The following is a 13,065-nucleotide window of genomic DNA, read 5'->3' as shown; positions in this document are numbered from 1 at the left end:
GAACTCGCTACAGATTGTAGCAGAAACCTAACCAACTCTTGAGCAACGATCCTTTCTATTTATAAAAAACAAAAAACCACATCATTCATCAGAACGATATGGCTTTACTCTGTTTTTTGCTTTGCTCTTTTTCTTTTATTACAACGATATATTTTTCTAAACTATTCGCGTTAGAGGAAGGCGGCAAAGGAGGTTATCCCAAGGAGCATACATTTAGTATGTAACTTGGGTAACCGAGTGTAGCCAACGCACCTATCACGCGAAGAGTGACGAAAAATTAGTGAGCGACGGCGATCTTCTTCATATCCGTCATATACCCACGTAAAGTCTTACCGATTTTTTCAATAGGATGGTTACGAATCGCTTCGTTGATATCACGCAGCTGCGCATTATCAGTGCCGTTATCAGCCACTGGTTTTGCTAAATCACCCGCTTGCAATTTGGTCATAAACTCTTTCAACATTGGTACTGCCGCAAATGAGAATAAATAGTTACCGTACTCAGCGGTATCAGAAATAACCACGTTCATCTCATATAAACGCTTACGGGCAATAGTATTCGCAATCAGTGGTAATTCATGCAGTGATTCATAATATGCAGACTCTTCAAGGATCCCTGCTTCTAACATGGTATCAAAAGCTAATTCAACACCCGCTTTAACCATCGCAACTAATAGAACACCATGGTCAAAGTACTCTTGCTCTGAAATTTTAGCCGTAGATTCTGGGTAATTCTCAAATGATGATTGACCCGTTTCTTCACGCCATGTCAGCAAGTTTTTATCATTATTTGCCCAGTCTGCCATCATCGTTGATGAGAACTCACCAGAAATAATGTCATCCATATGTTTTTGGAACAGTGGCGCTAAAATAGTTTTTAATTGTTCAGAAAGTGCATAAGCGCGTACTTTTGCTGGATTAGACAGACGGTCCATCATCAGGGTGATACCACCTTGCTTCAGCGCTTCAGTAATCGTTTCCCAACCAAATTGAATTAATTTTCCTGCATAGCCCGGTTCTACACCATCCGCGACCATTTTATCATAGCTCAGTAATGCGCCCGCTTGCAGCATACCGCACAGAATCGTTTGCTCGCCCATCAAGTCAGACTTAACTTCTGCAACAAATGACGATTCCAGAACCCCAGCACGGTGACCCCCTGTCGCTGCTGCCCACGCTTTCGCGATTGCCATACCTTCGCCTTTCGGATCATTTTCTGGATGAACCGCGATCAAGGTTGGAACACCAAAGCCACGCTTATACTCTTCACGAACTTCCGTTCCTGGGCATTTTGGTGCAACCATCACAACAGTGATGTCTTTACGGATTTCCTCTCCAACTTCAACAATGTTGAAGCCATGGGAATAGCCTAACGCAGCGCCTTGCTTCATCATTGGCTGAACAGCACGAACAACCGTAGAGTGTTGCTTGTCTGGCGTTAAGTTAATAACTAAATCAGCTTCAGGGATCAACTCTTCATAGGTACCAACTTTGAAACCATTTTCTGTTGCTTTACGCCATGATGCACGTTTTTCACTGATCGCTTCTGGACGCAGCGCATAAGCGATATCTAAACCAGAATCACGCATATTCAGACCTTGGTTCAGACCTTGAGCTCCACAACCGACGATGACGATTTTTTTACCTTTCAGATATCCTGCTTCATCCGCAAATTCATCGCGGTTCATAAAGCGGCATTTGCCTAATTGAGCTAACTGCTCACGCAAGTTCAATGTATTAAAATAATTCGCCATGGTCTTACTCCATTACTCGGTCAGTGTTCTGTTGTGTTTGTATTATCAGACAACCTCGTTGCCTGTTGCTCATTATTGAGCAGTTATGGATTTACTATATGCGATGATTCACATTGCTTAAATTGATATATTAACAATATAATGTTGCAATATTTGCAACGTGATAAATCATCCGATACGAGGGTCAAATGGATATCCGTGATCTACGATTATTTCTGCATTTAGCAGAAAGCTGCCACTTTGGGCGCACATCAAAAGCAATGCATGTCAGCCCTTCAACACTATCAAGGCAGATACAGCGTTTAGAGGACCAGCTTGGGCATCCCTTATTTATTCGAGATAATCGCTCCGTGAAACTCACCCAAGCAGGCGAGCATTTAAAACAGTTCGCTCAGCAAACACTATTGCAATATCAGCAGCTACAGTATGCCCTTAATCATCAAAGTCCATCATTGAGCGGTGAATTACGTCTGTTTTGTTCTGTCACGGCGGCGTACAGCCACCTACCCCAAGTGCTGGATAAATTTCGAGCCTTGCATCCATTGGTAGAAATTAAATTGACGACAGGTGATGCCGCCGATGCTGTCGAAAAAGTTGAAACCAAAGAGGCCGATTTAGGTATCGCAGGAAAACCCGAGCGCCTACCTGATAATGTGTGTTTTGCAAAGATTGGTGAAATTCCGTTAGTACTGATTGCCCCGTCATTGCCATGTGCAGTCAGAAGTATGGTGATTGAAGATAAACCTGATTGGTCTTCAGTTCCCTTTATATTGCCTGAGCATGGTCCTTCACGTAAGCGAATTGAACTCTGGTTTAAACGTCATCAAATTCATAATCCCGTGATTTATGCGACAGTATCGGGACACGAGGCGATTGTTTCTATGGTTGCCTTGGGCTGTGGAATTGCGTTGATCCCGAGTGTTGTCGTGGATAACAGCCCTGAACCTGTTCGTAGTCGCGTTTCCCAACTCGATAATATTTCGATGGTCGAACCCTTTGAACTCGGCGTTTGCCTGTTAAGCAAACGCCTAAGCGACCCTTTGGTGAAAGCATTCTGGGAATTGCTCCCAGAACATTCAGTCTAATGTCGTTTGTCTATCTTGTGGCGCTAAGAAAAAACGGAAGGATGGATTGCCTGTTTCATCGTGATATTCATAGCCTAATGCATCAAGATGACGATCAAAGCGTACTTCTGGGCCTGACAGTTCAAATGCCGCCAGCACACGCCCGTAGTCAGTACCATGGCTACGGTAATGGAACAGCGTAATATTCCAGTGGGTTCCCAAGGTTTCTAAAAATTTTAATAGTGCGCCCGGCGATTCAGGAAATTCAAAGCTATACAATTTTTCATCTAATGGCTTGGATGGGCGACCACCAATCATATAACGAACATGTAATTTTGCCATTTCATCATCGGAAAGGTCGGCAACTTCATAACCATTCCCTTGTAGCTCCTGAATGATATCAACGCGTTCACGCTCGCCGCCATTGAGCCGAACACCAACAAAAATACACGCGCGATCAGGATCTGCATCGGTGTAGCGATAATTAAATTCGGTAATAGAGCGGTTACCCAGTAGCTGGCAAAAACGTAAAAAGCTACCTTTCTGCTCAGGAATTGTTACCGCGAGTAATGCTTCTCGCTGCTCACCCAGCTCACAGCGCTCGGAAACATAGCGTAGCCCGTGGAAATTCATATTGGCGCCAGATAAGACATGCGCCAAACGTTCTCCACGAATGTTGTGTTGCTGAACATATTTTTTCAGACCCGCTAAGGCTAAAGCCCCCGATGGTTCTGCAATTGCTCTAACATCTTCAAAAATATCCTTCAATGCTGCACAAATTGCATCACTATCGACGGTGATCACATCATCAACATACTGCTGGCATAACCGAAAGGTTTCATCGCCGATACGCTTTACCGCTACGCCTTCAGCAAATAATCCCACACGAGGAAGATCAACGGGATGACCTGCTTCTAATGCCGCTTTTAAACAAGCCGCATCTTCCGCTTCTACACCAATGATCTGAATTTCAGGCATTAATTGTTTAATTAACACCGCGACACCAGCAATAAGCCCGCCACCGCCTACAGGAACAAAAATACGATCTAAATGTGCATCTTGTTGAAGTAACTCCAAAGCTATCGTGGCTTGCCCTGCGATCACAGATGGGTGATCAAATGGTGGAACAAAGGTATAGCCCTCTTTTTCTGCCATTGCGATAGCATAGGTTTTGGCTTCGTCAAAGTTTGCGCCATATAAAATAGCCTCCCCGCCAAAACTACGAACCGCATCAACTTTGATGTCTGCCGTTGCAACAGGCATAACAATTTTAGCTTTGACGCCAACACGACTCGCCGATAGAGCGACACCTTGCGCATGGTTACCCGCTGATGCAGTAACCACACCTTTCTTTTTTTGCTCTTCCGTCAGAGTTGCAATCATCGCATAGGCACCGCGCAGCTTAAAGCTATGAACCGGCTGCCTATCCTCTCTCTTCACTAAAATCGTATTACCCATACGAGATGAAAGCTTGCTCATTTCTTGAAGCGGCGTAACTTGCGCCACTTCATAAACGGGAGCACTGAGTGCTGCTTTTAAGTAATCAGCTCCAGAGGGCATTGTAGGTAACGGTTTTGCAGCTGCCACAATCAACCTCCTAGCTTAGATTTATCGCGTACTGCGCCTTTATCTGCGCTCGTTGCAAGGGAGGCATAAGCCCGTAAAGCAAATGAAACTTCACGTTGGCGATTTCGTGGTGTGTATGCTTTATCTCCACGCGCGAGTTCTGCTTCACGGCGTTTTGCCAATTCATCCTCACTAACATCCAGCACCATGGTGCGATTTGGAATGTTAATATCGATAATATCGCCATCTTGTACCAGCGCTAATAAACCGCCACTTGCCGCCTCTGGGGAGATATGTCCAATAGACAGACCAGAGCTTCCCCCTGAAAATCGTCCATCGGTTATCAAAGCACAGCTTTTTCCTAATCCCATGGATTTCAGATAAGAGGTTGGGTACAGCATCTCTTGCATACCAGGTCCACCTTTAGGACCTTCATAGCGAATAACAACCACATCCCCAGCCACCACTTTCCCACCCAAAACGGCTTCTACAGCATCGTCTTGGCTTTCGTACACTTTAGCTGGGCCACGGAAGATTAAACTACCTTCATCAACGCCTGCCGTTTTAACAATACAGCCATTCTCCGCGATATTACCCGACAGAACCGCCAAACCGCCATCCAAGCTATAAGCATGCTCGATACTACGGATACACCCATTTTCACGGTCAGTATCCAGTGATGGCCAACGGCAGCTTTGTGAAAATGCTTGGGTTGTACGAATACCTGCAGGACCCGCAGAAAACATTGATTTTACAGACTCATCTTTAGTCAGCATAACATCGTACTGAGCTAATGTTTCTTGGAAGGAAAGTCCTAGAATATTCGTCACATTCTCTTGCAGTAAACCAGCGCGACTTAGTTCACCCAAGATCCCAAGAACACCACCAGCACGATGGACATCTTCCATATGATATTTCTGGGTACTTGGAGCAACTTTACACAAGTGAGGTACTTGGCGAGATAAGCGATCAATATCATCCATCGTAAAGTCAATTTCTGCTTCTTGTGCCGCCGCAAGTAAATGTAAAACGGTGTTAGTTGAGCCACCCATCGCAATATCTAATGTCATCGCGTTTTCAAATGCAGCTTTATTCGCGATATTACGAGGTAATGCACTTTCATCATCTTGTTCGTAATAGCGCTTTGTCAGTTCAACAATACGTTTGCCTGCATTAACAAATAATGTTTTACGATCTGAATGAGTTGCCAGTAATGAGCCATTTCCCGGTTGAGAAAGCCCTAATGCCTCCGTTAAACAGTTCATGGAGTTCGCAGTGAACATACCGGAGCATGACCCGCATGTTGGGCACGCTGAACGCTCAATTTGCTCACTTTCTTCATCACTGACATTAGGATTCGCGCCTTGGATCATCGCATCCACAAGATCAAGTTTGATAATTTGGTCTGAAAGCTTGGTTTTTCCGGCTTCCATTGGACCGCCAGAAACAAAAATGACCGGGATATTCAGACGTAGAGACGCCATTAACATTCCGGGAGTAATTTTATCGCAGTTAGAAATGCACACCATTGCATCCGCACAATGGGCATTTACCATATATTCAACGGAGTCAGCAATTAATTCACGGGAAGGTAAGGAATACAACATTCCTCCATGCCCCATCGCAATCCCATCATCTACCGCGATAGTGTTAAACTCTTTCGCCACGCCGCCTGCTAGTTCGATTTGTTCTGCGACGAGTTTCCCTAAATCACGTAAATGTACGTGACCAGGAACAAACTGAGTGAATGAGTTAACAACCGCAATAATTGGTTTTCCAAAGTCAGCATCGGTCATACCTGTTGCACGCCATAAGGCGCGTGCTCCTGCCATATTACGACCATGGGTGGTTGTTGCTGAACGGTACTTAGGCATATCTTGACTCCCGTGTATTAAAACAGGCGGGGAACGACCGCCTGTAATCGATATAATTTAGTTATTGAGGGTTTACTGGATCTAACCAGCCCCATTTGTCTTCTGTTGTACCGTCAAACAAGCCAAAGAATGCTTGTTGAATTTTCTTAGTGATAGGGCCACAACGACCAATACCTACTTGGATACCATCAACACTACGTACTGGCGTGATCTCTGCTGCTGTACCCGTCATAAATACTTCATCCGCAAGATAGAGAGACTCTCGAGATAGCGTTTGTTCGCGAACTTCGATACCCATATCTTTTGCTAACGTTAGAATCGCATCACGCGTGATCCCAGGTAAAGCTGAGGATGTAAATGGCGGTGTATACAGAATGCCATCCTTCACTTCAAAAATATTTTCACCAGCCCCTTCAGATAGGTAACCATGTACATCTAATGCGATTCCCTCTTGGTAGCCATGGCGGCGAGCTTCACTACCAACCAATAATGACGATAGATAGTTACCACCGGCCTTAGCACCTGTAGGAATAGTATTTGGAGCTACACGATTCCATGAAGAAACCATGGCATCAATACCTTGGTCTAGAGCTTCTTCTCCTAAATAGGCGCCCCATGGAAACGCAGCTAAAATCACATCGGTACTATAACCATCTGGCGGGTTGACACCCATTCCCACATCACCAATAAAAACTAATGGACGAATATACGCACTGACTAAGTTATTTTTACGCAAAGTTGCACGGCAGGCTTCCATTAACTCATCAACACTATAGCTGACAGGCATACGGTAAATTTTTGCAGAGTCATGCAAACGTTGCATGTGCTCACGATGACGGAATACCACAGGTCCTTTGTGAGAGTCATAGCAACGAACGCCTTCAAATACTGAAGTTCCATAATGCAGGGCATGAGACATAACGTGAACTTTTGCATCTGCCCAAGGCGTCATTTCACCGTTAAACCAAATAAAGTCAGCTTTCTTAGTCATTTTAATTTATTCCTTACATTGCACTTTGTGTGCGTAATAGTCGTGATTCTTGTTGTCTTATTTCAACTGCAGTGATGTCAGATAGCTTAGTTAACTGCGCGCACAATTGTGCTAATGGTCGTTGGCTACTGACGGTCAATTCAATACTTACATTATCACCATCTGATAATTGATCCATATTCATGGAGTTAATTCGAAATCCACGATGGCGAGTGACTCGTAAAATACGCTCTAAAACCTCTGGACGAAAGCGAGCCAATATTGAGATTTGATGTTGCATCATAACGGTTTCTCCATCATTTTTTCATTGCTTGCCCCTGGTGGAACCAATGGCCAGACGTTTTCTAATTCATTAATTGATACCTGTAATAAAAATGCGCCTTCACTAGTCAGTAATTCATCAAGTGCGGCATCCACTTCAGATTTGCGGGTAATACGACGACCTTGAATACCAAAAGCGCCCGCTAATGCAACAAAATCTGGGTTATCAGTCAAAATAGTTTCGCTATAGCGCTGCTCAAAGAATAGTTCTTGCCACTGACGTACCATACCTAACCGCTGGTTATCTAATAATAAAATCTTCACAGGTAGCTGTTTACGTTTGATAGTACCCAGCTCTTGAACGTTCATCATGAAAGAACCATCACCAGAGACACATACCACGGTGTCATTAGGGCGAGCAACCTGAGCACCAATTGCAGCTGGAACACCAAACCCCATAGTTCCGAGACCACTGGACGTCAAAAAGTTTTCAGGCGCATCCACAGAGATGTGCTGAGCAGACCACATTTGATGTTGCCCAACATCCGTCGTCACTACCGTATTAGGTTTCATTTTTTCTGATAACTGCTTCAACAACAGAGGAGCATAGATTGGTTCCCCTGGATGATCATAGCGCCAGCCACACTCTTGCTTTAGTTGCTGAACTTCATGCTGCCAATTTGTAATGGATTTCTTCACCATCAATTTAGGTAATAACGCTTTAGCATCCCCTAATAGAGCAACATGAGTTTGACGTAATTTATCTAACTCTACATAGTCAATGTCGATATGAATGACTTTTGCATTCGGTGCAAAAGTATTTAATTTTCCGGTGACCCTATCATCAAAGCGAGCGCCAACTGCAATTAATAAATCACAACGTTGCACCGAGATATTAGCGGCTTTAGTTCCATGCATGCCAAGCATACCTAAGTAGTTTTTATCCGATGGCGAAACTGAACCCAATCCTTTTAACGTCACAACTGATGGAATGCCGGTGTATTCAATAAAAGCTCTCAGCTCATTCACTGCTCCAGACATTCCTACGCCCCCACCAACATATAACATGGGTTTTTCTGACTGTTCCAGTAATGCTCTTGCTTGTTGAATCTCATCTTGCGGAGTGACATCGTCTTGTTCAACAGGCATCAAATATGGCGCTAATTCTGCATGTTGTAGCTGAATATCTTTCGGAATATCAATCAGTACAGGTCCGGGACGTCCACTATTTGCGATTGCGAAAGCTTCAGCGAGAATACGCGGTAACTCTTCTATCGATTCCACTAAAAAACTGTGTTTTGTACAGGCGAGGGATAATCCTAAAACATCAATCTCCTGAAAAGCATCAGTACCAATAAACGCAGATGCGACTTGCCCCGTTATCGCGACTACAGGTACAGAGTCAAGTAAAGCGTCTGCTAAACCCGTGATAACATTGGTAGCTCCAGGTCCAGAAGTCGCGATACAAACACCCGTTTTACCCGTTGAACGAGCATAACCAATTGCTGCAATCACGGCCCCTTGTTCATGGCGACACAGTAAATGTTCAACGCCTCCATCATATAGGGCATCGTAAACCGGCATGATTGCCCCTCCGGGATATCCAAAAACAGTATCAACACCTTGTGTTCGTAATGCCTGAACTAACCATTGTGCTCCGTTCATGATTGTCTCCTGTCTGTCTATTATTTTATTTATTTGTATTTATTATGTTTTTATTTATTTGTTGGTTTGCTAAAGATTCAAGTGAAAAAAAACCCCGCGCCTTTCGGTGCGGGGTTCTCGTAAGATTTGGCTACTATTTCAGCCTTCGTCGTCCAAGTGCAGCCCCGCACGGTGGGATAATAATCACCACCACGCTAATAATTAGGCTAATCACTTGGATGAATTTGTTCATGAGTTTAATCTTTTCAACATTTATCGTTTGCTTTATTAAAGAGTTATCATTTTAAAATTGTTTTGACAACTCTTATTTAATTTTTTAAACATGATGTTTTTTATTTGATTAAAATTCAATTGGTTACAGACGACTTAGGACAATCAACTGAATTTAACACTAAAAATCAGTCATTATAATTATCTATTACAAGAGAGTCAGCGTTATTCACCAAATTAATCCAATGCAAATTAACCTCAATAAAATCTAAAACAGCTGCCAGTTATCCTAATTAATTTCAGAACAAAACTATTTCTATCACAAAATAAAATACCGCCACTATCCCTTGATTATTAGTATTCGAGCCTTTTCAAAGAAAAATGTAGTGATAAAGAAACCTGATGATTTAATTATCGAGCCTCTTCGCAAAAATAGAAGTAATCACAATAAAAATCACTTTTTTTAAACAGCATATAACTCTGTTAACCTAAAAGAGAAATTTATGGCTCTAGCAATTGTTTATACTCGCGCATCAATTGGCATGGATGCACCATTAGTCACGGTAGAAGCTCATATTAGTAACGGGCTTCCCGGATTAACCTTAGTAGGCTTACCTGAAACTGCCGTAAAGGAAGCAAGGGATCGCGTGAGAAGCGCAATAATCAATAGTGGTTTTGAATATCCAGTCAAAAAAATGACAATAAACTTAGCGCCAGCTGATCTACCTAAAGAAAGTGGGCGCTACGATCTGGCGATAGCTGTTGCCATTTTGGCGTCATCCGGACAAATTCCATATGACTTATTAGAACAGCACGAATTTCTTGGTGAACTCGCACTATCGGGAACCATACGTTATATCAACGGCGCCATTCCTGCGGCTCAAGCCGCAATAACCGAAAATAGACGCTTAATTTTACCTTTAGACAATCAACATCAACTCCGCTTACTACCAAGTGATAGTTCAAATTTTTCATCATCCTTACTCGAACTTTGCCAATATCTTCATGGAAAAAATACGCTTATTAGCAACCAACACATTACTAAGGCACCGCATCCTCCAGACCATGAAAATGATATCAGCGACATTATTGGTCAAGAGCATGGAAAACGTGCTTTGGAGATTTGTGCCGCTGGAGGACATAATCTTTTATTACTCGGTCCTCCGGGTACAGGCAAAACAATGTTAGCCAGCCGTCTTATCACTATTATCCCCTCTTTAACGCCCCAAGAAGCACTAGAGGTCGCAGCACTAAAAAGCCTAAGCCAAACAATAAGAATAGAGGAAAACTGGCCAGAAAGACCATTCAGAGCACCTCATCATAGTGCTTCAACGGCAGCATTAATTGGAGGGGGAACTCTACCAAAGCCAGGGGAAATATCCCTCGCTCATCATGGAATTCTATTTCTTGATGAATTACCTGAGTTTACACGAGCCGCTCTTGACTCATTAAGAGAGCCACTAGAATCTCATCAGGTTATAATTTCGCGAGCTAAAGCTAAAGTTTGCTTTCCTGCTAATTTCCAACTTATTGCTGCGTTAAATCCAAGTCCTACAGGACACTATCAAGGTGAAATGAACCGCTCATCGCCCACAAAGATCCTACGATATTTATCTCGTATTTCAGGGCCTTTTTTAGATAGATTTGATTTATCGATAGAAATTCCATTATTACCATTAGGTATGCTTAGTCATCAAAATAGCCAAGGAGAAACCAGCGAAAAAGTTCGTTCTAGAGTGATTAAGGCAAGAGAAAGGCAGTTTGAGCGGGCGGGAAAAATTAATAGTCAACTCTCATCAAGAGAAACAACAAAGATATGTCAGGTTAATAATGAGGATGCTTTATTCTTAGAGAATGCACTCAATAAATTAGGGCTATCTATTCGTGCTTGGCATCGAATCCTACGCGTTTCTCGAACAATTGCAGACCTAGACTCATCTTCAGATATTCAAAAAAAGCATTTACTAGAAGCATTGGGATATCGAGCTATGGATAAGTTATTGCTTCATTTGCAAAAACAAGTAAGCTGAAGGTATGTAGATGAAAATAATATTACACTAAAAAATAAAAGGGACCGAAGTCCCTTATTATTTTACCATTTAATGAACTTAATCATCTGAATCGGTATAGTCTTCCGATGGGTCTATCTGCGGTTTACCACCTGATAGGGTATGGAAGCGTTTTGGACGATTAATACGGCTAGAATATTTCGTCCATACCTTTTCTTCTAGGGTAACAGGTTCCCGTTCACCACGACAAACAGCAACGAATAACTCTTCTTCTTCTGTTTGTGGCGCGCGCTTACCTGTATCAAGCTCATTAAAAGCTTGGCCGTGACGTTCTAGCAACTGAGCTTCTTTTATGGTGAAGTCACCATGACGGGAAAAGCCACGTGGATAATGTTTATTGTCAAAAAAACGATTAGTCGTGATGAAGCTATCTGCCATCTGACACACTCCTAACTGATTACGGTCAACTCTATATGGCGCGGAGTATTAGACAGCATTGACAATCTGTAAAACAAAACATTTAAATCATCACGACAAAAATTATTGGAGATGTATGTGGACAGCGAGTTATTAAGAACTTTTTTAGAAGTCAGTAGAACCAGACACTTCGGCAGAGCCGCAGAATCTCTCTACTTAACGCAGTCTGCCGTTAGCTTTCGTATCAGACAGTTAGAGACTCAACTCGGTACCAATTTATTTACAAGACACCGTAATAATATTCGATTAACTCCAGCGGGTGAACGATTAGTTCCTTACGCTGAATCTCTAATGAATACTTGGTTACAAGCTAAAAAAGAAATTTCACATGCATCCCAACATACTGAATTATCTATTGGTGCAACGGCGTCATTATGGGAGGGCTACTTAACTGATTGGGTTGAAAACCTTTATAGTCAACATAATGAGTTACGCTTAGAAGCCCGAATCTCTACTCGCCAATCTCTTGTTAAACAACTTCATTCTAGAGAATTGGATCTACTTATTGCGATAGAACCTCCCAAAATGGATGAGTTTGAAAGCACTATTATTGGATCAGCTGAGATCCAGTTAATGGCTTCACAAAAGAATATATCTCTCACTCAATATAATTTTATCAAACTAGAATGGGGAGCTGATTTTCATCCTAAGAATGAACCAGCTATTGCTCAAGACGACTCACCTGTAATGATCACGACATCGGCTAATATTACACGCCAATTATTGTCTGTATCGCTTTCAGCTGCGTTTTTACCTTCTCATTGGCTTCAGCATTATCCTGGGCTAAAAGCGCTCTCAGAGAACGTTATTACTAAGCCTTTATACGCTATCTGGCTGAAAAAAAATGATCAACAAGCGCTAATTAACCAGCTAATTAAAACGCCAATTAACCATATTTAATCTTGCTGAAATCTGCAAAAATGAGTGATGGCTCCATCGCTCATTTTTCACTCCTGAAATAATGAATTAAAAATGAATAAGTTGATTTTGAAATAGATTTTTGGGTGGGTAGTTAGGGGGTTATAGCAAGAATTAACAAAATTTAGATAAAGAAAAACCCGATTAAAGTAATCGGGTTATCAATAGATACTTCTTTTATTATTACTTAATTGGTAACTGGCAGGGGCGGAGAGACTCGAACTCCCAACACCCGGTTTTGGAGACCGGTGCTCTACCAATTGAACTACGCCCCTAA

The 13,065-nt window shown here is 42.5% G+C and carries 11 protein-coding genes and 1 tRNA gene; 3 read left to right on the top strand and 9 right to left on the bottom strand.

What is annotated here, in order from left to right:
- Positions 1–277 precede the first annotated feature (277 nt).
- Complete coding sequence (ilvC, locus tag PR761_RS10130; RefSeq protein ID WP_112837472.1) at positions 278–1,753, bottom strand: ketol-acid reductoisomerase; 1,476 nt, start codon at positions 1,751–1,753, stop codon at positions 278–280.
- Positions 1,754–1,941: 188 nt separating this feature from the next.
- Here ilvC and ilvY point away from each other — a divergent pair, with 188 nt between their 5' ends.
- Positions 1,942–2,838: an HTH-type transcriptional activator IlvY gene (ilvY, locus tag PR761_RS10125; RefSeq protein WP_154610748.1), complete on the top strand. Its 897-nt coding sequence runs from the start codon at positions 1,942–1,944 to the stop codon at positions 2,836–2,838.
- Here ilvY and ilvA read toward each other — a convergent pair.
- The 6 genes from ilvA to ilvL form a co-directional block, all read right to left on the bottom strand.
- Positions 2,830–4,404, bottom strand: coding sequence for a threonine ammonia-lyase, biosynthetic (gene ilvA, locus PR761_RS10120; protein WP_039854897.1), 1,575 nt, complete (start codon positions 4,402–4,404; stop codon positions 2,830–2,832). The genes ilvY and ilvA overlap by 9 nt on opposite strands.
- Before the next feature lie 2 nt (positions 4,405–4,406).
- Positions 4,407–6,257, bottom strand: coding sequence for a dihydroxy-acid dehydratase (gene ilvD, locus PR761_RS10115; RefSeq protein ID WP_039854898.1), 1,851 nt, complete (start codon positions 6,255–6,257; stop codon positions 4,407–4,409).
- A 61-nt stretch (positions 6,258–6,318) separates the two neighbouring features.
- On the bottom strand, positions 6,319–7,248 hold the full coding sequence (locus tag PR761_RS10110) for a branched-chain amino acid transaminase (protein ID WP_006814628.1): 930 nt from the start codon (positions 7,246–7,248) through the stop codon (positions 6,319–6,321).
- A gap of 13 nt (positions 7,249–7,261) precedes the next feature.
- Positions 7,262–7,531 carry an acetolactate synthase 2 small subunit gene (gene ilvM, locus PR761_RS10105; RefSeq protein WP_006814629.1) on the bottom strand — a complete coding sequence of 90 codons (270 nt, stop codon included), beginning with the start codon at positions 7,529–7,531 and terminating at the stop codon, positions 7,262–7,264.
- A complete protein-coding gene (ilvG, locus tag PR761_RS10100) occupies positions 7,528–9,174 on the bottom strand; it encodes an acetolactate synthase 2 catalytic subunit (RefSeq protein ID WP_006814630.1) in 1,647 nt (548 codons plus the stop codon). Before ilvG ends, ilvM begins: the two co-directional genes overlap by 4 nt.
- A 133-nt stretch (positions 9,175–9,307) precedes the next feature.
- Positions 9,308–9,406 (bottom strand): ilv operon leader peptide, encoded by a 99-nt coding sequence (ilvL, locus tag PR761_RS10095; protein ID WP_112837475.1) that lies wholly within the window; start codon positions 9,404–9,406, stop codon positions 9,308–9,310.
- A gap of 481 nt (positions 9,407–9,887) precedes the next feature.
- Between ilvL and PR761_RS10090 the strand changes: the two genes are divergently transcribed.
- Positions 9,888–11,414, top strand: a complete 1,527-nt coding sequence (locus tag PR761_RS10090) for a YifB family Mg chelatase-like AAA ATPase (protein WP_006814633.1) — start codon at positions 9,888–9,890, stop codon at positions 11,412–11,414.
- Between the two features lie 78 nt (positions 11,415–11,492).
- Here PR761_RS10090 and PR761_RS10085 read toward each other — a convergent pair whose 3' ends face one another.
- Positions 11,493–11,831, bottom strand: coding sequence for a DUF413 domain-containing protein (locus PR761_RS10085; protein WP_006814634.1), 339 nt, complete (start codon positions 11,829–11,831; stop codon positions 11,493–11,495).
- Positions 11,832–11,942: 111 nt separating this feature from the next.
- Between PR761_RS10085 and hdfR the strand changes: the two genes are divergently transcribed.
- Positions 11,943–12,770, top strand: a complete 828-nt coding sequence (gene hdfR / locus PR761_RS10080) for an HTH-type transcriptional regulator HdfR (RefSeq protein WP_006814635.1) — start codon at positions 11,943–11,945, stop codon at positions 12,768–12,770.
- Positions 12,771–12,987: 217 nt separating this feature from the next.
- Here hdfR and PR761_RS10075 read toward each other — a convergent pair.
- Positions 12,988–13,063: transfer RNA gene (locus tag PR761_RS10075), tRNA-Trp, on the bottom strand.
- Positions 13,064–13,065 lie beyond the last annotated feature (2 nt).

This window comes from Providencia sp. PROV210, assembly GCF_028479445.1.
GTDB classification, from domain to species: domain Bacteria; phylum Pseudomonadota; class Gammaproteobacteria; order Enterobacterales; family Enterobacteriaceae; genus Providencia; species Providencia rustigianii.
This window is presented reverse-complemented; position numbering and strand designations above follow the sequence as displayed.

Coding starts and splice junctions, on each gene's coding strand:
- ilvY (WP_154610748.1), top strand. CDS start 1,942: ATGGATATCCGTGATCTACGATTATTTCTGCATTTAGCAGAAAGCTGC.
- ilvM (WP_006814629.1), bottom strand. CDS start 7,531: ATGATGCAACATCAAATCTCAATATTGGCTCGCTTTCGTCCAGAGGTT.
- ilvC (WP_112837472.1), bottom strand. CDS start 1,753: ATGGCGAATTATTTTAATACATTGAACTTGCGTGAGCAGTTAGCTCAA.
- PR761_RS10090 (WP_006814633.1), top strand. CDS start 9,888: ATGGCTCTAGCAATTGTTTATACTCGCGCATCAATTGGCATGGATGCA.
- ilvG (WP_006814630.1), bottom strand. CDS start 9,174: ATGAACGGAGCACAATGGTTAGTTCAGGCATTACGAACACAAGGTGTT.
- ilvL (WP_112837475.1), bottom strand. CDS start 9,406: ATGAACAAATTCATCCAAGTGATTAGCCTAATTATTAGCGTGGTGGTG.
- hdfR (WP_006814635.1), top strand. CDS start 11,943: ATGTATGTGGACAGCGAGTTATTAAGAACTTTTTTAGAAGTCAGTAGA.
- PR761_RS10085 (WP_006814634.1), bottom strand. CDS start 11,831: ATGGCAGATAGCTTCATCACGACTAATCGTTTTTTTGACAATAAACAT.
- ilvD (WP_039854898.1), bottom strand. CDS start 6,257: ATGCCTAAGTACCGTTCAGCAACAACCACCCATGGTCGTAATATGGCA.
- PR761_RS10110 (WP_006814628.1), bottom strand. CDS start 7,248: ATGACTAAGAAAGCTGACTTTATTTGGTTTAACGGTGAAATGACGCCT.